Annotated in this window: 21 protein-coding genes; 13 read left to right on the top strand and 8 right to left on the bottom strand. The window is 64.6% G+C overall.

Annotated features, from left to right (window positions below; genetic code table 11):
• The 10 genes from hisG to V7116_RS13800 all read left to right on the top strand — a co-directional run.
• A partial coding sequence (gene hisG / locus V7116_RS13845; RefSeq protein WP_324392528.1) for an ATP phosphoribosyltransferase occupies positions 1-776 on the top strand: 776 nt, incomplete at its 5' end.
• Complete coding sequence (gene hisD / locus V7116_RS13840) at positions 773-2,122, top strand: histidinol dehydrogenase (protein WP_324392527.1); 1,350 nt, start codon at positions 773-775, stop codon at positions 2,120-2,122. The genes hisG and hisD, both read left to right, overlap by 4 nt.
• Before the next feature lie 3 nt (positions 2,123-2,125).
• The gene (hisC, locus tag V7116_RS13835; protein ID WP_324392526.1) at positions 2,126-3,235 is read left to right on the top strand and encodes a histidinol-phosphate transaminase; all 1,110 of its coding nucleotides are present in this window, start codon (positions 2,126-2,128) and stop codon (positions 3,233-3,235) included.
• Positions 3,232-3,834, top strand: a complete 603-nt coding sequence (gene hisB / locus V7116_RS13830; RefSeq protein WP_324392525.1) for an imidazoleglycerol-phosphate dehydratase HisB — start codon at positions 3,232-3,234, stop codon at positions 3,832-3,834. Before hisC ends, hisB begins: the two co-directional genes overlap by 4 nt.
• Positions 3,835-4,038: 204 nt before the next feature.
• Positions 4,039-4,758, top strand: a complete 720-nt coding sequence (locus V7116_RS13825) for an HAD family hydrolase (RefSeq protein ID WP_324392524.1) — start codon at positions 4,039-4,041, stop codon at positions 4,756-4,758.
• Positions 4,751-5,578 (top strand): sortase, encoded by an 828-nt coding sequence (locus tag V7116_RS13820; protein WP_324392523.1) that lies wholly within the window; start codon positions 4,751-4,753, stop codon positions 5,576-5,578. The genes V7116_RS13825 and V7116_RS13820 overlap by 8 nt, the downstream gene beginning before the upstream one ends.
• A 63-nt stretch (positions 5,579-5,641) precedes the next feature.
• Complete coding sequence (locus V7116_RS13815; protein WP_324392522.1) at positions 5,642-6,196, top strand: DUF6391 domain-containing protein; 555 nt, start codon at positions 5,642-5,644, stop codon at positions 6,194-6,196.
• 201 nt (positions 6,197-6,397) lie between these two features.
• Positions 6,398-7,387, top strand: a complete 990-nt coding sequence (holA, locus tag V7116_RS13810; RefSeq protein ID WP_324392521.1) for a DNA polymerase III subunit delta — start codon at positions 6,398-6,400, stop codon at positions 7,385-7,387.
• A gap of 142 nt (positions 7,388-7,529) precedes the next feature.
• Positions 7,530-7,805 carry a GlsB/YeaQ/YmgE family stress response membrane protein gene (locus tag V7116_RS13805; RefSeq protein WP_324392520.1) on the top strand — a complete coding sequence of 92 codons (276 nt, stop codon included), beginning with the start codon at positions 7,530-7,532 and terminating at the stop codon, positions 7,803-7,805.
• 54 nt (positions 7,806-7,859) lie between these two features.
• Positions 7,860-8,243: an STAS domain-containing protein gene (locus V7116_RS13800; RefSeq protein WP_324392519.1), complete on the top strand. Its 384-nt coding sequence runs from the start codon at positions 7,860-7,862 to the stop codon at positions 8,241-8,243.
• Here the strand turns inward: V7116_RS13800 and V7116_RS13795 are convergent.
• Positions 8,231-8,947 (bottom strand): MBL fold metallo-hydrolase, encoded by a 717-nt coding sequence (locus V7116_RS13795; RefSeq protein WP_324392518.1) that lies wholly within the window; start codon positions 8,945-8,947, stop codon positions 8,231-8,233. The genes V7116_RS13800 and V7116_RS13795 overlap by 13 nt on opposite strands.
• Before the next feature lie 148 nt (positions 8,948-9,095).
• Between V7116_RS13795 and V7116_RS13790 the strand changes: the two genes are divergently transcribed.
• Positions 9,096-10,283, top strand: coding sequence for a glycine C-acetyltransferase (locus V7116_RS13790; RefSeq protein ID WP_324392517.1), 1,188 nt, complete (start codon positions 9,096-9,098; stop codon positions 10,281-10,283).
• A gap of 225 nt (positions 10,284-10,508) precedes the next feature.
• Here V7116_RS13790 and V7116_RS13785 read toward each other — a convergent pair whose 3' ends face one another.
• Together V7116_RS13785 and amrS are read right to left on the bottom strand one after the other, a co-directional pair.
• The gene (locus tag V7116_RS13785) at positions 10,509-10,832 is read right to left on the bottom strand and encodes a hypothetical protein (RefSeq protein WP_324392516.1); all 324 of its coding nucleotides are present in this window, start codon (positions 10,830-10,832) and stop codon (positions 10,509-10,511) included.
• Positions 10,833-10,877: 45 nt separating this feature from the next.
• On the bottom strand, positions 10,878-11,948 hold the full coding sequence (gene amrS / locus V7116_RS13780) for an AmmeMemoRadiSam system radical SAM enzyme (RefSeq protein ID WP_324392515.1): 1,071 nt from the start codon (positions 11,946-11,948) through the stop codon (positions 10,878-10,880).
• Positions 11,949-12,121: 173 nt separating this feature from the next.
• Here amrS and ada point away from each other — a divergent pair, with 173 nt between their 5' ends.
• Positions 12,122-13,213: a bifunctional DNA-binding transcriptional regulator/O6-methylguanine-DNA methyltransferase Ada gene (gene ada / locus V7116_RS13775; protein WP_324392514.1), complete on the top strand. Its 1,092-nt coding sequence runs from the start codon at positions 12,122-12,124 to the stop codon at positions 13,211-13,213.
• 172 nt (positions 13,214-13,385) lie between these two features.
• Positions 13,386-13,874 (top strand): cupin domain-containing protein, encoded by a 489-nt coding sequence (locus V7116_RS13770; protein ID WP_324392513.1) that lies wholly within the window; start codon positions 13,386-13,388, stop codon positions 13,872-13,874.
• Positions 13,875-13,886: 12 nt separating this feature from the next.
• Here V7116_RS13770 and recN read toward each other — a convergent pair whose 3' ends face one another.
• From recN to V7116_RS13745, 5 genes are all read right to left on the bottom strand, one after another.
• Positions 13,887-15,629, bottom strand: a complete 1,743-nt coding sequence (recN, locus tag V7116_RS13765) for a DNA repair protein RecN (protein WP_324392512.1) — start codon at positions 15,627-15,629, stop codon at positions 13,887-13,889.
• A gap of 42 nt (positions 15,630-15,671) precedes the next feature.
• Complete coding sequence (locus V7116_RS13760; RefSeq protein WP_324392511.1) at positions 15,672-16,175, bottom strand: B-box zinc finger protein; 504 nt, start codon at positions 16,173-16,175, stop codon at positions 15,672-15,674.
• Between the two features lie 110 nt (positions 16,176-16,285).
• Positions 16,286-17,365, bottom strand: coding sequence for an FRG domain-containing protein (locus tag V7116_RS13755; RefSeq protein ID WP_324392510.1), 1,080 nt, complete (start codon positions 17,363-17,365; stop codon positions 16,286-16,288).
• 23 nt (positions 17,366-17,388) lie between these two features.
• Positions 17,389-18,273: an NAD(+)/NADH kinase gene (locus V7116_RS13750; RefSeq protein WP_324392509.1), complete on the bottom strand. Its 885-nt coding sequence runs from the start codon at positions 18,271-18,273 to the stop codon at positions 17,389-17,391.
• A 325-nt stretch (positions 18,274-18,598) separates the two neighbouring features.
• Positions 18,599-19,159, bottom strand: a complete 561-nt coding sequence (locus V7116_RS13745) for a dihydrofolate reductase family protein (protein ID WP_324392508.1) — start codon at positions 19,157-19,159, stop codon at positions 18,599-18,601.
• Positions 19,160-19,402: the final 243 nt, after the last annotated feature.

Below are 19,402 nucleotides of genomic sequence, written 5' to 3'. Positions count from 1 at the left end.
AAACGCTCAACGGCAACCGTGACGCGGTGATCATCATTCACGAGGCGCTGGGCTACGGCGGGTGCTCGCTGGTGGTGGCCGTGCCGGAAGAATGGGGCGTGACCACCGTCGAGGGGCTGGTGCGCAAGGCGGGCGAAAAGCCCCTGCGCGTGGCAACCAAGTACACCTATCTCACCGGCAAGTTCCTGGCCGACAACGGCGTGGAAAACGTGCGCACCGTGCTGGCCGACGGCGCGCTGGAATCCGCGATCACGGTCGGTTACGCCGACTTCATCGTGGACATCACCAGTACCGGCACGACGCTGCGCGAAAATCGCCTGCGCCCGCTGGACGACGGCACGCTGGTCGAGTCGCAGGCGGTGATGATCGGCAACCGCGCGGCCCTGGCCGAGCGCGAAGATTTACTGGTCGCCACGCGGCAGATCCTCGAATCGATCGAGGCGCACATGCGCGGGCGCGGGCAGTACATGCTGTTCGCCAACATGCGCGCCAACAGCATCGACGAGCTGCGCGCCGCGATCTTCGGCCAGCCGGACCTCGGCGGGCTGCAAGGGCCGACCGTCTCCCCGATGGTCACACGCGACGGATCCGAAAACTGGTGGGCGATCAATCTGGTCACTCACAGCACCAAGCTGTACAGCGTGATCAACCAGCTCCGCGCCATCGGCGGCAGCGGGGTGGTCGTCACGCCGATCACCTATATCTTCGAGGAGCAGCCGCAGCGCTACCAACGCCTGCTGGCGATCCTCTCCACCCCGGAGGAATCCATCTCATGAGCGACGAGGCCTCGCTGCTGCGCATTCTGGACCTGGAAGACGCCAGAGGATCGATCCTCGCGCGCCACTCACTGCGCGAGGTCAGCGTGCCCGCGTGGTTGAACGACAGTCTCGCAACCCTGTTCGGCGGGCCGACCACGCCCGAAGAAGCCGTGCGGCAGATCATCCGCAGCGTGCGCGCCGACGGCGATGCGGCGCTGATCGACTGGGCGGCGCGCATCGACGGCGTAACGCTGGACGCGGTCGCCGTGCCGCAGGACGACATTCAGCGCGCGGTGGACGCCGTGCCGGACGAGGTCTGGGACGCGCTGATGCTGGCCGCCGAACGCATCGGGGAATTTCACCGCAAGCAGCCGGTGCACGGCTGGATCGACGCCACGCCGGAAGGATCGCTGGGGCAGCTCGTGCGCCCGGTCGATTCGGTCGGCGTGTACGTGGCGGGCGGGACCGCGCCGCTGCCCTCGTCGCTGCTGATGAGCGTCATCCCCGCGCAGGTGGCGGGCGTCAAAGAGATCGTGGTGTGCACGCCGCCCGGTCGCCCCGACGGGCGCGTGCCGGACGTGATCCTCGCGGCGGCGGCGGTGTGCGGCATCACGCGCATCTACCGCGCCGGGGGCGCGCAGGCGATCGCGGCGATGGCGTACGGGACCGAGAGCGTGCCGCGCGTGGCGAAGATCGTGGGGCCGGGCAACCTGTTCACCACGCTCGCCAAGCAGCAGGTGTTTGGCGACGTGGGCATCGACGGGCTACCGGGGCCGACCGAGACGATGGTCATCGCGGATGCCGACGCCGATCCGGCGCTGGCCGCCGCCGATCTGCTGGCGCAGGCCGAGCACGACGTGCTGGCCTCCGCGATCCTGGTCACGCCCAGCCGCGATCTGGCCGAGCGCGTCGCGGTCGAGGTCGGCAAGCAGATCGAGGACCTCAGCCGGTCCGAGATCATCGCGCAGGCGATGGTCAACCGCAGCGGCGCGGTCATCGTGCGCGATTTGCCGCAGGCGCTCGAAGTTGCCAACATCTACGCAGCAGAGCACCTGTGCCTGCTGGTCAACGAGCCGTGGCAGTGGATCGGCCAGATCCGCAACGCGGGCGGCATCTTCCTGGGCGAAAGCTCGTTCGAGGTGTTGGGTGATTACGTCGCGGGGCCGAGCCACGTCATGCCGACCGGCGGCACGGCGCGCTATGCCTCGCCGCTGAACGTGCTCGACTTCGTGAAGATCACCAGCGTGATCGGGCTGGACGCCGCCGCGGCGCAGTCCCTGAGCGAAATTGCCGCCGTGCTGGCGCGCGCCGAAGCGCTGACCGCGCACGCCGCCGCCGCCGAAGCGCGGTTGAGGAGAGCATAATTCATGAGCGAACTGACCCGTCAGGCGGTACGCATCCGGCCTGACATCGCGGCGATGGCGGCCTATACGCCCACGTCGTCGCTGGAAATGTTCGGAGAGCGGCTGGGCCTCGCCCCGTGCGAGATCGTCAAGCTGGACGCCAACGAGAACCCCTACGGCCCCGCGCCGAGCGCGCTGGCAGCGCTGGCCGTGATCGAGGACGTGAACATCTACCCCGATCCCACATCGAGCAAGCTGCGCGCCCTGCTCAGCGAGTATGTGGGCGTCGATGCCGGGCACATCCTGGTCGGCGCGGGCGCGGACGAACTGATCACGCGCACGCTGGAACTGTTCATCGAGCCAGGCGACGCCATCGTCAACTGCCCGCCGTCCTTCGGCATGTATCCCTTCGACGCGGCGCTGGCGCACGCCCGCGTAATCGACGTGCCGCGCCGGGCGGACTTTTCGCTGGACGTGGACGGCATCGAAGCGGCGGTGCGCGAGCACGCCCCCAAGCTGTTGTTCCTGTGCTCGCCCAATAACCCCGACGGCAGCCTGATCCCGCCCGACGTGCTGGATCGCCTGCTGGCGCTGCCGGTGGTCGTGGTGCTGGACGAGGCGTACATCGAGTTCAGCGGGGTAGAGAGCGCCGCGCCGCGCGTCCCGCAGCTTGAAAACCTGATCGTGCTGCGCACCTTCAGCAAGTGGGCCGGATTGGCCGGGCTGCGCGTCGGGTATGGCATCTTCCCGCTCGACCTGATGGCGCACCTGTGGAAGATCAAGCAGCCGTACAACCTCAACGTGGCGGCGGATCTCGCGGCGCGGGCCTCGCTGCTCGACGTGCCGGAGCTGCTGGGCAACGTCGCGCTGCTGATCGAGGAGCGCGAGCGCCTGGCACGCGCGCTGGCGGACGTACCGTTTTTGCAGCCATATCCCAGCCGCAGCAATTTCATCCTGTGCCGCGTGACGGGCATGGAGGCGGCGGATCTGCGCGCGGCGCTGGAACAGCGCGGCATCCTGGTCCGCTACTACAACTCGCGCGGCCTGAGCGACCACATCCGCATCAGCGTCGGCCTGCCGGAACAGACGGATCGCCTGCTGGCAGCGCTGCGCGACATCGGGGAGGGGGCATGATGCGCAACCGAATCGCCACCATCACCCGCAATACGAACGAAACGCAGATCGAGCTGGCGCTGAACCTGGACGGCAGCGGTGAAGTGCAGATCGATACCGGCGTGGGCTTCCTCGACCACATGCTGCACCACGTCGCGCATCACGGCCTGTTCGACCTGAACGTGAAAGCCACCGGGGATCTGCACATCGACGCGCATCACACCATCGAGGACGTGGGGATCTGCCTGGGCCGCGCGCTCGATGAGGCGCTGGGCGAGCGCAAAGGCATCACGCGCATGGGCTACGCCTACGTGCCGATGGATGAAGCGCTGGCGCGCGTGGTCGTGGACCTCAGCGGGCGGCCCTATACCGTCTTCGAGGGCGAGTTCACCACGCCGATGATGGGCCAGATGCCCACCTCACTGGTGCAGCACGTCTTCGAGTCGATCGCAGTGCACGGGCGCATGAATCTGCACGCCGCCGTGCTCTATGGCCGCGACGATCATCACAAGTCCGAGGCGCTGTTCAAGGCGCTGGGCCGCGCGCTGTCGATGGCCGTCGCGCACGATCCGCGCCGATCCGGCGTGCCCAGCACCAAGGGCAAACTGCGCGAGGTGTAAGGGCAGTTCACGAACTGGTCTTAAAGACACGGAAACACCAGACGGCAGGCAGGCGGGGCGGATCTCAGGACGAGATCGCCCCGCTTTTTATCCCCGATACGGGCAGGCAGCGCGCCGCCGCCATGTTATACTCGGCGTGTTTCCGCGACCTCAGGCGGCAAACGCTGATTCGGCACGCCCTATCGCACAAAGGCGCAAAATCTCATGCAACCACCTTCTATTCTTGTCCTGTTTGATATCGACGGCACGCTGATCAAACCCTGGGGGCGCGGCCTGACTGCGCTCAAGCGGGCCTCGCTGGAGATCTTCGGAACCTTCGGTAAGATGGATGGCGTAACTTTTTCCGGGATGACCGATTGGCAGATCCTGATCGCGGCGCTGGCGGATGCAGGCATTACGGCGGACGACATCACCCCGAAGATCCCCGCCTTCAATACCTGTCTTGCGCGCCACATCGCGGATATGCTGGCGGAAGGTCCACTGGAGCCGTGCCCCGGCGCACCGGACGTGGTGAACGCGCTGGCCGCCAATCCCGACGTGGTGATCGGGCTGGTAACGGGCAACATGTCCGAGATCGTGCGCGAGAAGCTCGTCTCCGCGCACTACGATCCGGCAGATTTCTCCGTCGGCGCGTTCGGCTCGGAGGGCTGGGAACGCTCGATGCTGCCGCCGCTAGCGCTCAAACGTGCCGAGGAACTCACGGGCGCGCACTTCGCACCGGAAGGCGTGATCGTCGTGGGCGACACACCGATGGACATCGCCTGCGCGGGGAGCATCGGGGCGCGCACGCTGGCGGTCGGCACGGGACCATCGTATACCACCGAAGAACTGCGCAGCTACAGCCCAACCTATGCGTTCGACTCGATGGCCGATTCGCACGCGATCCTGGCGGCGATCCTGCACGACGGCCACCAGAGTGCGTAATCTCGACCGGGCGGCGGCGCTTGGCATCACGATCGCCGCGCTGGGGCTGCTGTGTCTGGGCACGGGCCTGATCGGGCTGGTGTGGTGGGTCGTGCAGCCCGACGAGGCAGTGCTGCTGCCGCCCGGCCTGCATACCCCGCCGCCCACGCCGTCGCCGGGCAGCCTGGGCACGCTGGTCGCGCCGCCGCCGCTACCCGCGGACGATGCCGCGCTGGTGATGCTGCCCGTCAACGATACGGCCACGCCCACCCCGCCGCCAGGATCGCCCGCGCCGGACGCGGCCACCGCCGCGATCCCCGATACGCCGACCGTTTCTCCCACGCCGGAGGAGTCGCCCACGCCGCGCCCGCCCGCCGTGCCGGATCGCATCGTGATCGACGCGATCCGGCTGGACGCGCCGGTCGTGCCGGTCGGCCAGCACCTCGTGCAGATCGGCGGGGAGACGTTCGCCCAGTGGGACGTGCCGACCTATCACGCGGTTGGCTGGCAGGCCGGATCGCTGGGCGAGCCGGACAACGTGGTGCTCAACGGCCACCACAACGCCGACGGCGAAGTGTTCCGCGATCTGGTCAAGCTCCAGCCCGGCGATCTGATCCGGCTGGATTCGGGTGGGCGGCGCTACTGGTATCAGGTCGCGCAGACGATGGTCCTGGCCGAAGAAGGGCAGCCGGTTGAGGCGCGGCAGGCCAACGCGCGGTGGATATTGCCGACCGATGACGAACGTGTTACGCTCATTACATGCTGGCCTTACGAGAGCAACACGCACCGTCTGGTCGTGATTGCGCTGCCGGTTCCGCTGCCCGGTGCGGCGGCGAAGTAGGTCGATTCCATCGCACGATCCCCGGCACATGCCGGTCGAGATGAGTGTTTACAGGAAGTCACGATGATCGAGTATATGTCACTGTTAGCTACCCCGGTGCTGAACGCTCCGGTGATCCGCCGCGTGCGCCGCAATCACGGCCTGGAGCACGCCACCATTCACGTCCTCAGCCGCAAAGTGAAGAATCTGAGCATGGCGGGCCGCTCCACCGCGCGCGGCTTTTACCTGTATGGCAACGTCGCCACCAACGAGGTCGAATCGGCGGTGAACGAAGCGCTGAACCGTATGCGCGGCGGCGAGCACGGGCTGGCGATCCATCCTAACTGCGGCACGGGACTGGTGACCGCCGGGCTGCTGACCAGCTTCGCGGCGATGGCCGGGACCGCCGGGGCCAAACCCGGCCTGGCCGACCGCATCGCGCGGCTGCCCTCCGTGGTGCTGCTGACCATGCTGTCGCTGGTGGTCGCGCAGCCGCTCGGCCTGTCGCTCCAGCAGCATTTCACCACACTGGGCGATCCCGGCAACCTGGAAGTGACCGAGATCAGCCGCTCGGAATTCCCGATGCCGCTCGGCGGACAGCGCATGACGGTGCATTTCGTGCGCACCCGCGCGGGGTAGAAGTCACCTCACCCCCGGCCCCTCTCCAACTTGATTGGAGAGGGGAGACAGACACAATCACAATCCGTAGGGGCGGGGCTTGCTACGCCCGGTTTTCTTTCCTGCATAAGTGGCGGGAAGGGAACAAGCCAAACCAGCAAAAACCGGGCGGGTTTTAAACCCGCCCCTACGAAAACACGTACTGACCAGGAAATCACGTTCATGGCGAAACGCCCCCCAACCTTCTACGTTTTCCACGGCTCGGACGAGTTCAGTCTGCGCGCGGCGGTGCATTCGCTGCGCGAGCAAATGGGCGATCCGTCGATGGCCGAGCTGAACACGAGCGTCATGGACGGCAAGCAGGCCACCGCCGCGGGGGTATTCTCGGCGGCAAGCGCGATGCCGTTCCTGGCCGACAAACGGCTGGTGATCGTCGAGGGCATGCTGACGTGGCTGGGGCGGAAGGGCGGCGGCAAAACCGCCAAAGCCGAGGTCACGGCGCTGGTCGAGGGCCTGCCGGACCTGCCCGACTTTGCGCGCGTCGTATTCGTGGAGCCGGATACACTTTCCGCGCAAAACGCCGTGCTCAAGCTGGCGATGACCGCGCCCGGTGGCTTTCACAAGGCGTTCAATCCCCCGCGCGATCCGTCCCGTTGGATCGTGCAGCAGTCGCAAAACGAGTATGATACGGGCATCGAGCCTGCCGCCGCCGCGGCGCTGGCGCAGGTGGTCGGGACCGATCTGCGCGCCGCAGACAGCGAACTGGCGAAGCTGGCCGCGTACGTCAACCACGAGCGCGCGATCACCCAGGCGGACGTGGCGCTGCTGACGCCCTACGTGGCCGAGGCGGACGTGTTCGAGATGGTGGACGCGCTGGGACGGCGCGACGGCGCGACCGCGGCGCGGCTGCTGCACCGCCTGCTGGAAGACGACGAGCCGCTGCGCCTGTTCGGCATGATCGTGCGGCAGTTCCGGCTGCTGCTGCAAGCGCGCGAGTTTCTCAACGACGGCGGCGCGCCCAACCAGATCGGCGCGGCCATCGGCGTGCACCCGTACGTGGGCGAAAAGCTGGCGACGCAGGTGCGCTCGTTCACGCTGGCGCAGTTGGAACGCATCTATCACATCTTGCTCGAAACGGATCTGGGCATCAAAACCGGCAAGGTCGATGGCGTGCTGGCGCTCGATTTGCTGATCGCGGGCGTATCTCAGTAAGTCCGCGCGTCAAAAAATTTCAGCAATTATTCATCAATATATCCCCCAATCTTTAGAATTAACCGATACACTTTTAGCAACAGCCTGGGCCCTATTTGCGTATAGAAGGATAGTGTTCCTTCTATGCAAAGAGGAATGGGTGATGTTTCACCTGGGATTTTGCGGGTGTTTCCAGCTGTTGTGGGTGCTTCTGGTCGGCGGTACGGCAGGCTATCTGGCCGGATGGGTGATCCGTGGGCGCGGCTACAACCCGATCGGCAACGTACTGCTAGGCATGGCGGGATTTTTCGTAGGTGGTTTGTTCCTGGGTCGCGCAGGGGCGTACGGACTCTGCGGCGCGATCCTGGTCTCGTTTGTCGGTGCGCTGGTCCTGATCATCGGGGTGCGCGTCTTTCTGGATGAGGACTTCGCCAAGTAAGACGCAGACACACAGCAGCACGGCCAGAAGTTGGTGATTGGAATGGAAATGGCAATGGTAGACTCAACCCGTAACGGAAACCGCCCTCAGTATTTCGAGATTATCGGGCGCATCAACGACGAGAACGCGGCCCGGCTGGTCGAATCGCTCGAAACGGCGATCTCAGCCGGGCACCATAACCTCGTGCTCGATCTCAGCGGCGTGGACTACATGAACAGCGCCGGGCTGCGCGCGCTGGTGACGCTCTACAAGCAAGTCGAGCGCGTCGCGGGCACGCTGACCATTGCCAACCCCTCGGATCGCGTCAAGACGCTGTTCGCCCTGGTGGGGCTGGACAGCGTGCTTGACATCGAGGAAGACAGCCTGTCTTCGAACGGCACGCGCCTGTCCGACTCGGAGCGCGCGCTGCCCTACCGCGAAGTGTACTACTTCTCCTGATCGCCGCGTATCTGCGCGCGCAGCGCTGCCAGCCGCCCGGTATCCTCCGACGCGCGCCACACCTGCCCGTGCCCGCAGCAAATGACCGCAGGCTCCAGCGCCAGCAGGCGCTCGATGCTCTGGTACGCGGCCTGCATGTTCCAGGTGATGCGCGGCTGCGTCGAGCGTAAGCCTTCGCCCAGCGTATTGAGCGCATCCCCGGCGATGAGCACACGCTCCCGCTCCCAGAAGTAGCTGATGTGATCGGCGGTATGGCCCGGCGTGGCGATCACGCGGAGGCCGCCCGCTAGATCGAGCACGTCGCCGTCGCGGACTTCTTTCGCAACGGGGGCCGTGCCGCGCACGGTATGCGCCAGCAGCCCGGCCAGCACCGTCATCGGCAGCGGGACGTGGGGCGGGTTCCGGGGCTGCTCGATGTACTCGCGTGAGGCAGCGCTGGCAGTGATGGGCGCGCCTGTCGCGGCGTGCAGCCCTTTCAGCCCGCCGATGTGATCGATGTCGCCATGCGTGATCAGGATATGCTTGACGTCCTGCGGCACACGCCCCAGGCGGCGCACGAGGTCGAGGATCGCGTTCTGACCGCGCGGCAGTCCCGCGTCGAACACGATCAGCCCCGCATCTCCGCCGTCCAATACGTACACGTTCACCGCACCGCCGACCAGCCCGTACAGGCCCGGCACAATCGCATCCGGTGCACCAGTCATGAGAAACTCTCCCCTCGTTATCACATCGCGCTGCCCTATTCTACGTGCAGTCGGGCCGTTTTGTTGCCGCCCCCAGCCGGACCAGCCATGCTACAATAACAACATGAGCATGGTGCAGGACCGCGCATAGCAGCAAGGAGCACCCTGGATGATCGACGCAAAAACGACCTGGATCGATGAAGAGATCGCAGCCCTCAAAGAAAAGGGCCTGTTCAACACCATCCGCTCGCTGAGCAGCCCGCAGGGCGCGTGGCTGACGGTGGATGGTAAGCGCGTGCTGAATTTCTCCTCGAATAACTACCTGGGGCTGGCGAACCATCCCCGGCTGATCGACGCCGCCAAACAGGCGATGGACATCTACGGCCTGGGTCCGGGCGCGGTGCGCAGCATCGCCGGAACGATGGACATCCACCTGAAGCTGGAAGAACGCCTGGCCGAGTTCAAGCGCGTGGAATCCACAATCACGTTCCAGAGCGGCTTCACGGCCAACCTGGCGACGATCCCGGCACTGGTCGGCAAGGACGACCTGATTTTCTCCGACGAGTTGAACCATGCCAGCATCATCGACGGCTGCCGCCTGTCGCGCGCGGAGATCATCCGCTACGCGCACGGCGACGTAGACGATCTGCGCCGCCAGATCGAAGCGGCGAAGGATCGACCGGGACGCCGCCTGATCATCACCGACGGCGTGTTCAGTATGGACGGCGACATCGCACCGCTGCCCGCGATCTGCGCGGTGGCGGAGGAATACGGCATCCTGCTGATGGTCGATGACGCGCACGGCGAGGGCGTGCTGGGCGAAGGCGGTCGCGGCATCGTGGACCACTTCAAGCTGCATGGCCGCGTGGACGTGGAGATCGGCACGCTGAGCAAGGCCTTCGGCGCGGTGGGCGGCGTGGTCGCCGGGCGGCGTGTGGTCACGGACTGGCTGCGCCAGCGCGGGCGGCCCTTCCTGTTCAGCAGCGCGATGACCGTGCCCGATGCGGCGGCCTGCCTCGCGGCGGTCGATCTGCTGGAGGCAAGCACGGAACTGGTGGACCGGCTGTGGTCGAACGCGGAGTATTTCAAGCAGCAGATGAACGCGCTCGGCTTCGACACAGGCCACACCGAGACGCCGATCGTGCCGGTGATGCTGGGCGAGGCCCCGCTGGCGCAGACGTTCAGCAAGCGGCTGTTCGAGGAAGGCGTGTTTGCCATGGCGATCGGCTTCCCGACCGTGCCGATGGGCAAGGCGCGCATCCGCGTGATGAACAGCGCCACGCACACCCGCGCGGATCTGGACCAGGGCGTCGAGATCTTCGGGCGCGTGGGCCGCGAGCTGGGCGTGATTAGTTAGGAATACCGCGTTTCCCGTAGGAGCAATTCATGAATTGCCCTCGCACAACCACAGATACGAGTGTAGGGGCGTATTGCGATACGCCCCTACGCGTCTCTGCGCATGTGGTATGGGGGCGAAAAACACGGGCGATGCAAGCATCGCCCCTACGGATCGATGCTCACCGAATCGATGCGGGCTTATTTTTGAGCTAACGGCTAGCTGCTAACCGCTGTTCGCTGCCCTTCACAACTGGAACCCTGGCCTGAACTTGACCACTTTGCGGTGATAGTTGGTGCAGTACTGTTCCATCTTCTCTTCGAGCGTGCGCCACTCATCGCTGTCGAGCAGCGCGCGGATCGAGTCCAGATCCTCGGCCACAAATTCCGCCTGCCGCACCGGCTGATCGGTCCCCCACGCGGTGTGGAAGACGCGGAACATATACAGGCCGCCGTTCTGGGCCGTGGGAACCATCTCGTTCATCACAAACTGATAGTAGCGGTCCGAAAGGGCCGGAACCGGATCGTAGAACAGCATCAGCTTATAGCGCGGGATGATGGATTTCGTCATCGCTGTCTGAACTTTCCACCCGGTATGGGGATCAATGTAAGCATACTAGTGCCAGATGCCGGGAATCGTCGTGCCACACTGCGGGCAAACCCCGCCGGTCGTCGCCAGCTTGTTCTCGCGGATGAGGTAACCATAGCGCCGGATCAAGGGGGTGTGGCAGGACGGGCATACCGTGTCTTCCCAGGGATCGACACGTCCCGGCAGATTGCCCGCGTAGACGTAGTTCAGGCCCGCCTCAGCCCCGATCTCCGACGCGCGACGCAGCGCATCGACCGACGTCGGCGGCGGATCGATCATCTTGTAGTCGGGGTGAAAGGCCGTGACGTGCCAGGGGATGTCCGGCGAGACGCCGCGGATGTAGCGAGCCGCGTCCCACAGCTCGTCGCTGCTGTCGTTGAAGCCGGGGATCACCAGCGTCAGCACTTCCAGCCAGATGCCCGCCTCGTGCACGCGCTTGATCGTGTCGAGCACGTGCTGCAGCACACCGCCCAACTCGCGCCGGTAGTGCTTGTCGTTCATGGTCTTCAGGTCGATCTTGTACCCGTCCAGCCAGGGCGTCAGGTACTCGATCACTTCCGGCGTGCCGTTGCCGTTCGAGATGTACAGCGTCATCAGGCCCGCCTCGCGCGCCTGCTTGAAGACCTCCACCGCCCACTCACTCGTGATCAGCGGCTCGTTGTACGTGCTCGCCACCGCGCGCGCGCCGCGACTGCGCCCCAGCGCGACCAGTTCGCGCGCGGAGATGGGGATATAGTCACGTCCGGCGGCTTCGTCGCGCAGCGTCTGCGAGATCTCCCAGTTCTGGCAGTAGGAGCAGCGGAAATCGCAGCCCAACATGCCAAAGCTGAGCGCCTGCGCGCCGGGCGTGACGTGGAAAAACGGCTTCTTTTCGATGGGATCGATTTGCAGCGCGCCGACGTAGCCCTGCGGAACGCGCAGTACGCCGCCGTCGTTGTAGCGCACTTTACAGATGCCCCGGCGTCCGTCTTTGAGCAGGCAGCGATGCCCGCACGCCACGCAGCGGATCTTGTGCTCCGCCGCGTCTACTACCTGTACGAGATCGCCGGGCGCGGTCATCCGATCCAACTGATCCTGTAACGTGACCATGCTCGTCATCACAACATCTCCCATGTTCCCTCAACCAGACTCTAACAAAAACCGGCAGGGCGCGGCATGTCTGTGCAGAAGTTCGCAAGCCTGCCCGGCGGCGACATTGAGCGCAAAAAACAGGGTGCTGAGGCCCCCGTTTCCCGGTATGATCGGGATGTTAACGAACCGCAGGAGTCCCTATGAATCACAGCGACGACCACTCCCAAACGCTCGTGCTCGATGAGGCTGTCCGCTGGCAGGCGTTCGAGGACCGCGACCGGCACTTCGACGGCCTGTTCGTCGTGGCCGTGCACAGCACCGGCATCTACTGCCGCCCGTCGTGCCCGGCCCGGCGGCCCATGCGCAAAAACGTCGAGTTCTTCGACACCAATGCCGACGCCGAACGGGCGGGCTTCCGCCCGTGCCGCCGCTGCCGCCCCGACGAAGTCGATTCCCAGGCGGAGATGGTGCGCGAGGTTTGCGCGCTGATCGACGCGGCGACGGACGCGATCCCCACCCTGGAAGAACTGGGCGAGCAGGTCGCGGTCAGCCCGGCGCACTTGCAGCGCGTCTTCAAGCGGCTGATGGGCGTCTCGCCGCGCCAGTACGCCGACGCGCGCCGCGTGGAGCGCTTCAAAACGCAGTTGAAGTCCGGCGATTCCGTCACCCGCGCGATCTACGGCGCAGGGTATAACTCCAGCAGCCGCGCGCACCCCGGCGTGCTCGGCATGACACCCACCGACTACCAACGAGGAGGACAGGGCATGACCATCACCTATACCATCACCCCCAGCACGCTCGGTTATTTGCTGGTCGCGGCGACGGATCGCGGCGTGTGCAGCGTGATGCTGGACGACTCGCCGGAGGTGCTCGAAGCCGAACTGGCGAAGGAGTACCCGCGCGCGGAGCTGTACCGCGATGGGGAGTCGATGCACGAATGGGTGGATGCGCTCGTGCAGTACCTGGACGGCGACCCCGCGCCGCTGGATCTACCCGTGGACGTGCAGGCGACCGCCTTCCAGCGCCGCGTGTGGGACGCGCTGCGCGAGATCCCCTACGGCGCGACGCGCACCTATGCGGAAGTGGCCGAGATCATCGGCTCGCCGAAGGCCGTGCGCGCGGTTGGCCACGCCTGCGCCACGAACAAGGTCGCGCTGATTATCCCTTGCCACCGCGTGCTGCGCACGGACGGATCGCTGGGGGGATTCCGCTGGGGCCTGGATCGCAAGCGCGCGCTGATCGACCAGGAGAAAGCGACCGTGCCGGAAACGGCGGACGATTTTAGCATCTAGACCGCGTGACGTTCCTTTCCAAACCAAGTTGGAGAGGGGAAGACAAACGAACAGGCAGGCTTTGTAGGGGCGGGTGTCTAACCCGCCTTTTTTGTCTCGTTAACGCGCGCCCGGCGGTCCATGCCATAATCACAGTACACACCGCATGATCGGCCCCTATCGAGGACTTGCCATGAACGACACCACCGCCGCCCCTGATCCGCTTCCACCCATCTACCGCGTCGCCGCCGGGCAGGATCGTTCCGGCGAGCATCGCGGACTTGGCGTCAGCACGATCGAGTTCAAGGTCAGCACGCCGGGCGAAAACGGCCTGTTCATCCTGGAAAACACATTTCACGCCAAAGGCGGTCCGGCGCGGCACCTGCACTACGAGCAGGACGAGTGGTTTTACGCGCTGGAAGGGGAATTTGCGATCGAAGTGGGCAAAGAACGGATGCGCCTGCTGCCGGGGGATTCGCTGTTCGCTCCGCGCCGGGTTCCGCACGTGTGGGCACACGTCGGCGCGGAGCGCGGCAGGATGCTGATCGTGTTCAGCCCAGCCGGGCAAATGGAGGCATTCTTCCGCGAGGTGACGAAAGCGAACGCCATGCCGCCGCAAGATCCCGATCTGTGGCGGGCGCACGGCATGGAACTGCTGGGACCGCCCCTGCCCGTCGAGTAGGCGCGATTGTGCTCAGGCCGTCTCGATGCGGCGGCCTTCTTTTGCGCGGCGTGCCAGCATGAGGATGTCGAACGCGCTCTGGCGCGCGGCGGTCGTCTCCGCGCCGAGCATCTCGGCCAGTTCATCTACCCGGCCTTGATCGGCAAGCTGCTCGACGCGCGTCACGGTGCGCTCGTTTTCGACGTGCTTGCTCACCTTGTAGTGCGCGTCGCCAAACCCGGCCAACTGCGCGAGGTGCGTCACGCACAGGACCTGATGCGTATCCGACAGGCCCCACAGCTTTTGGCCCACCACCGTCCCGATGCGCCCGCCGATCCCCTGGTCGATCTCGTCGAAGATCAGGGTCGGGACCTGATCGGCGTAGGACAGCACGCTCTTGAGCGCCAACATGATGCGCGCCGCTTCACCACCGGACGCGACTTTCGCCAGCGGACGCAGCGGCTCCCCGATGTTGGCGGCCATGTAAAACTCAATGCGATCGATGCCGTTCCCATCAAACGCCAACCGCTGCCCGTTCACGTAACAGCCGTCCGGGTCTTCGACGTGCGCGATTTGCACCTCGAAGCGCGCGCCCTGCATCTTGAGATCGTTCAGCTCGCGCACGATGCCGTCAGTCATGCGCACACCCGCTTCCTGGCGGTGCGCGCTCAACTGCGCGGCGTGTTTGCCGATGCGGTGCAGCAGGCGATCTTCCGCGTCGCGCAGTTCGGCCAGACGCTGCTCGCTGTGCGTGATCTGGTCCAGTTCGGCGCGGGCACGCTCGGCGTGGTCCAGCGCAGCCTCAATCGATCCGCCGTATTTACGCTTCAGACGGTTGAGAATTTCCAGCCGTTCCTCGATGTCATCCAGGCGGCGCGGCTCGAATTCGAGATTCTCGCGGTACTGGCGAATGGTGCGGGCCAGCTCGTCGGCCTGCATGCTGATCGTCTCGGCCAACTGGTAATCGGCTTCCAGCGCGGGATCGAGCTTCGCCAACTTCGAAAGCACAATCGCGGCCTGCGCCAGCAAATCCACCGCCGACGCTTCGCCTACATCGCCAGAGAGCGCGAACTCTGCTTCGGTCGTCAGCTCCGCGATCTTTTCGGCGTTCGCCATGCGTGTGCGTTCCTGCCGCAGTTCTTCCTCTTCTTCCGGGCGCGGGGAGGCCGTTTCGATCTCCTGGATCTGGTACTGCAACATGTCGATCCGTCGGGCGAGTGCTTCTTCGTCGGTGAGCAGGCTGTTGATCTCAGCCCGCAGCGCGTTCAGTTCGCGCACCATCTCGCGCAGCGCAGCGCGATCGTCTTCCAGGTGGGCGTACCGGTCGAGCAGGTAAAGGTGCTGCGAGGGCTTGAACAGCGACAGGTGCTCGCCCTGCCCGTGAATATCGACCAGCAGGCCGCCCACCTCGCGGTAGGCGTTCAGGCTGCACGCGATGCCGTTCACGCGTGACTGGCTGCGCCCGTTGGCGCGCACTTCACGCGTCAGCAGCACTTCGTCGGGCGAATCGCCTTCCAGCCCTTCCGATTCGAGCACCTCATGCAGCGCGGGCTGGGTGTGACCGGGAACCAGGAACCGCCCCTCGATCACGGCGCGATCCGCCCCAGCGCGCACGAAGGACGTATCCGACCGCTCGCCGAGCAGCAAATTGACCGCATCCACCAGAATGGACTTGCCCGCGCCGGTCTCGCCGGTGATGACCATGAAGCCGGGCATCAGCGTGAGCACCAGCTCGTCGATAATCGCAAAGTCTTTGATCCGCAGTTCTTGCAGCATAAGCGTCGTCGATCTACCTCAAGTGTCGGAGTCGTCGTGCCGCTACAGGCGCAGCCCGAACTGCGCGGCTGCCGTGCCGGTCGCCAGGAAGAGATAAATGATGATGGTCAGCGGGTTGAACATCAGCAGCGGCAGCGCGCCCAGCGCGACGCCCGCGCCGACGATCATCGCCGTATAACGCCCGCGCCGCTTGCCGGTAAGCGTCCGCACCACGCCGCCAATCGCCGCGCCCGCGGCAGGCGCCGCCAGGAACGCGATGTAGAAGAACCCGATGCGCGACAGGAAAAACGCCGCGACGAAGCTGATCACCACACTCGCGCCCGCCGCGATCAGGTAGTCGTAGAACTGGGCGTTGAAGAATGTATCCTGCTGCTGGCGCACACACTGCTTGCAGCGGTAGCCGACCGGCGTCAGCACGGCGCAGCGCGTGCACATCGGGCGACCGCAGCGGTTGCAGCGCAGCGTCGCCTCGACGTTCGGATGGACGGTACAGTACACAACTTCGTCTTCGGTCGCAACGTTCGTTTGAAGGTCAGGAGCTGCCATGTTGATCTCGTCTAGTACGCCTTTTCATTCAGTACGAGATTAACGCAAACCGGGCGTAAATCGTAGTTTATTTAGGTCACTCTAATGGTCTGCCGCCCAATTTCGAGACTTCAGCATCCTTTGAGATCGATCCCCGCCGCATTGCCGGAGAGCCGCACTTTGGTCATGACCGCCTGCGCGACGTGATCGAGCGTCGGCATCAGGTGGGCGCGCGTGATGCGTTCCAGCCACAGCAGCCGCAGCAGTTCGGGAGCCTGCGTCAGCGGCAGCATGAACTTCTTCGGCTGCACGATATTCGTCGGCGGATCGAGATAGCCGACCGAATCTTCCAAGCTGGGGTAATCACCCTGCTGCACGAACAGCGTGTCGCCTTTGGCGTCGAACGTAAACAGACCGGCCTGCGCGCGCAGAAAGTCGTTTTCGCTGGCTGGCACTTCCACCAACTTGATGTGCTGCGCCAGCATCGTCTTGTGCAGCGCATAAACGACCAGGCAGTCGTCCGCGTCGGGATCGGGAATGCCGATGTCCTTCGCGGCGAAAAACGCCGCCGTGATCGGGTTGCGCGTCCAGTCGAGCAGCCGCGTCGGGATGCCGTGGTGCTGCGCCAGCGCCACCGCCGGATGCCGCCAAAAAGTGGACTGGCGATCTTCGGGGCGCACATAAACCGCCGGGCGGCCCTGTTCGTCCCAGGAATCGGGGAAGCTCTCCACAATGTAACGCGACACGAACGAGCCGATCTCGTGCGTCCAGATCGGCAGCGGATCGACCTTGAACCCCAGCTCGTCGGCCAGATCGGTGAATTCGTTGATGAGGGAGACTTCAGCGAAGGCTTGATGCACCACGTCGATCCGGCGCTCGACGATCTGCTGCTGATCTACTTCGGACAGGACGTGATAGTCCTGCCCGTCGAGCTGCGGAATCGGGACTTTTCCCTTCGCTTCGGCCAGAACACGTTCTTTGATCGCCAGCTTGACCTGCGCCAGCAGCTTGGTTTTTTCGATGTCCGGCTGCCGCCACGCGCTCGGCTTGAGCGGGGCCGCCGTACCCTGCCCGCGAAAGATCCAGGCGCGCTGCCAGCCCCGATCCGGCTCGGCGGAGGGCTGCGATATGCCCCACTCCGGGTTGCTCAGGCGCAGAGCGTTCAGAAAATCTTTGGCCGCGTCGAAGGAGTATTCAACAAACTGGACCATAGGAGCCACGGTTCACAATCGATTCATGGGTTGATGTGCGCCGCAGAGTTGGGCGAGCGCGCAGGGACACGCGGCTCAAGCCGGTCCAACAGGGAGCGGTAGAAATAATTGCGCTCGCGCAGGCGCACGAACTGGCCCACGCTTTCGCTGGCGCGTACAACCACCTGATCGCCCGATTCCAGGCTGGCGATCAGCTCGCCGTCCATGGTCAGCACGACCTCGGTCAGCGACTGCGGATCGACCACCACCTCAATGGTGGATCCCTGGGCCAGCACCATGGGGCGATCCATGCTCAGGTGCGGCGCAATCGGCACGACCAGGATGTTCTTCAGCTCGGGCGGCAGAATCGGCCCGCCGACCGCCAGCGCATAGGCCGTCGATCCGGTCGGGGTGGCGACGATCAGACCGTCGCCGTGATAGGTGGTCGCCCAGCCGCCGTCGATATACGTTTCCAGCCGCACGGATCGCGCGATCGCGCCGCGACTGATGACCACGTCGTTGAGCGCGTCGCCGTGCGTCAGTTCCACACCGCGCTGCCGCACTTCACAGCGCAGCATCATGCGGTTTTCGAGCCAGTATTCCCCGCGCAGCAGCGTTTCGAGGGCCGTCTGCCAGTCTTCCGGGCTGATCTCGGTCAGAAAGCCGAGATGCCCGGTGTTGACGCCCAGCACCGGCACGTGTTCCGGCGCGCAGACCCGCGCCGCGCGCAGCATCGCGCCATCGCCGCCAATGGCGATCACCATGTCCGTGTTCTCAACCAGCGGCTGTGCCCGGCTGGCATCCCAGGCGGTGCGCATCCAGGTCTCGATGTCATGCGCTTCGATCCAGCGCGCGATGTCCTGTGCAATCGGTGCCGTGCCCTGGCGGAGCGGATGTGCGAGTATGCCAATTCGCCGTAGTGGCTGCATCAAACGCTGCTTTCTGTAAACGACTCTATGTTGTGCGATTATAGCCCAGCGCCAAAGGGCGGCAAAACCCATGCAGCCCACCAGTATACCGAACATACGTTCTGAACACAAGAGACGGAGGATAAAAAAACGGATAGAGCAAGGTTCCGCCCTTACCTTTGCGAACCGTGATCGATCGCTGAGTAGTACCCGGTTATGCTGAAATTGAGGGGAGAGACGACGCAGTTTGATACCCGCAGCGGCAGCGGTGAACCGGATACGAGCGCGCGTCAGGAGGCGGGCAGAGATTCCGACCCGTCACGACTACCCTCTTTGAGCGCCGCCATCAATCCCGCGAGCGATAGCGAAGATAGACCCATCCATTACCAATACGGCGTTCGTCCAGAAGCTCCAGCTTTATGCGTACGCTGCCGGGCAGAACCTGCGCGCCGCCGCCAAGCATAAAGGGTACAACAAGCAGTTCATACTCGTCGACGAGCCCGGCCCGGATCACCTGTGCGGCCAGGTTCGCACCGTCCACCGAAATATCGTGAGGCAGTTGGGCCTTCAGGTCACGGACCATCTGCGGATCGAATTCCCGCTCAAGCCGCGTGTTCGGCGTCGAGACGGTCTCCAGCGATTTGGAATAGACGATCTTATCAGCCGCCTGCCAGATCCGCGCGAACTCCATCAGTTCCGGCGTCAGACCTGGAACGACCTCGGGCGTTTCCCACACCTTCATCGCCTCATAGATCTTGCGGCCATAGAGATATGTGCCGACGGGGCGAGTCCGATCGTTGATGAAAGCGGAGACCTCGCGATCCGGCACCGCCCAATCCATGCTGTCCGTTTCACCCGCGAGAAATCCATCCAGCGACATAGGCGTAAAGTAGATCAACTTGGACATCGTGCAGCCTCCATCTTGTCTCACGAAGGGTACCTATACGACCGTACTTGCCAAGCGATAGATGGGTTATCCGGGCTGCTGACGGCTGCCAATGCGCTTTAAAACAAATAGACCAAACACGTGTCGCGTTTGGTCTGGGGGAGCAACCGGATAGCCGTGGGGGGCATCGGCCATCTCAGCATTACCCCCATCTTAAGCGCGCACCGCATCCCAAACTTGACGACTGGCCGCTGGCCCGGCAAC

The sequence above is a fragment of the Aggregatilinea sp. genome, assembly GCF_036822615.1.
Taxonomy (GTDB): Bacteria; Chloroflexota; Anaerolineae; order Aggregatilineales; family Aggregatilineaceae; genus Aggregatilinea.
The sequence above is the reverse complement of the archived record's forward strand: the minus strand, read 5'-3'. Positions and strand labels throughout refer to the sequence as shown.

Excerpts from the sequence above, each read along its gene's own strand:
- V7116_RS13815 (WP_324392522.1), top strand. The coding sequence starts at position 5,642 with ATGATCGAGTATATGTCACTGTTAGCTACCCCGGTGCTGAACGCTCCG.
- V7116_RS13825 (WP_324392524.1), top strand. The coding sequence starts at position 4,039 with ATGCAACCACCTTCTATTCTTGTCCTGTTTGATATCGACGGCACGCTG.
- V7116_RS13805 (WP_324392520.1), top strand. The coding sequence starts at position 7,530 with ATGTTTCACCTGGGATTTTGCGGGTGTTTCCAGCTGTTGTGGGTGCTT.
- V7116_RS13770 (WP_324392513.1), top strand. The coding sequence starts at position 13,386 with ATGAACGACACCACCGCCGCCCCTGATCCGCTTCCACCCATCTACCGC.
- V7116_RS13745 (WP_324392508.1), bottom strand. The coding sequence starts at position 19,159 with ATGTCCAAGTTGATCTACTTTACGCCTATGTCGCTGGATGGATTTCTC.
- hisC (WP_324392526.1), top strand. The coding sequence starts at position 2,126 with ATGAGCGAACTGACCCGTCAGGCGGTACGCATCCGGCCTGACATCGCG.
- recN (WP_324392512.1), bottom strand. The coding sequence starts at position 15,629 with ATGCTGCAAGAACTGCGGATCAAAGACTTTGCGATTATCGACGAGCTG.
- V7116_RS13760 (WP_324392511.1), bottom strand. The coding sequence starts at position 16,175 with ATGGCAGCTCCTGACCTTCAAACGAACGTTGCGACCGAAGACGAAGTT.
- hisD (WP_324392527.1), top strand. The coding sequence starts at position 773 with ATGAGCGACGAGGCCTCGCTGCTGCGCATTCTGGACCTGGAAGACGCC.
- V7116_RS13755 (WP_324392510.1), bottom strand. The coding sequence starts at position 17,365 with ATGGTCCAGTTTGTTGAATACTCCTTCGACGCGGCCAAAGATTTTCTG.
- V7116_RS13795 (WP_324392518.1), bottom strand. The coding sequence starts at position 8,947 with ATGACTGGTGCACCGGATGCGATTGTGCCGGGCCTGTACGGGCTGGTC.
- hisB (WP_324392525.1), top strand. The coding sequence starts at position 3,232 with ATGATGCGCAACCGAATCGCCACCATCACCCGCAATACGAACGAAACG.
- ada (WP_324392514.1), top strand. The coding sequence starts at position 12,122 with ATGAATCACAGCGACGACCACTCCCAAACGCTCGTGCTCGATGAGGCT.
- V7116_RS13800 (WP_324392519.1), top strand. The coding sequence starts at position 7,860 with ATGGTAGACTCAACCCGTAACGGAAACCGCCCTCAGTATTTCGAGATT.
- V7116_RS13790 (WP_324392517.1), top strand. The coding sequence starts at position 9,096 with ATGATCGACGCAAAAACGACCTGGATCGATGAAGAGATCGCAGCCCTC.
- holA (WP_324392521.1), top strand. The coding sequence starts at position 6,398 with ATGGCGAAACGCCCCCCAACCTTCTACGTTTTCCACGGCTCGGACGAG.
- V7116_RS13750 (WP_324392509.1), bottom strand. The coding sequence starts at position 18,273 with ATGCAGCCACTACGGCGAATTGGCATACTCGCACATCCGCTCCGCCAG.
- amrS (WP_324392515.1), bottom strand. The coding sequence starts at position 11,948 with ATGACGAGCATGGTCACGTTACAGGATCAGTTGGATCGGATGACCGCG.
- V7116_RS13785 (WP_324392516.1), bottom strand. The coding sequence starts at position 10,832 with ATGACGAAATCCATCATCCCGCGCTATAAGCTGATGCTGTTCTACGAT.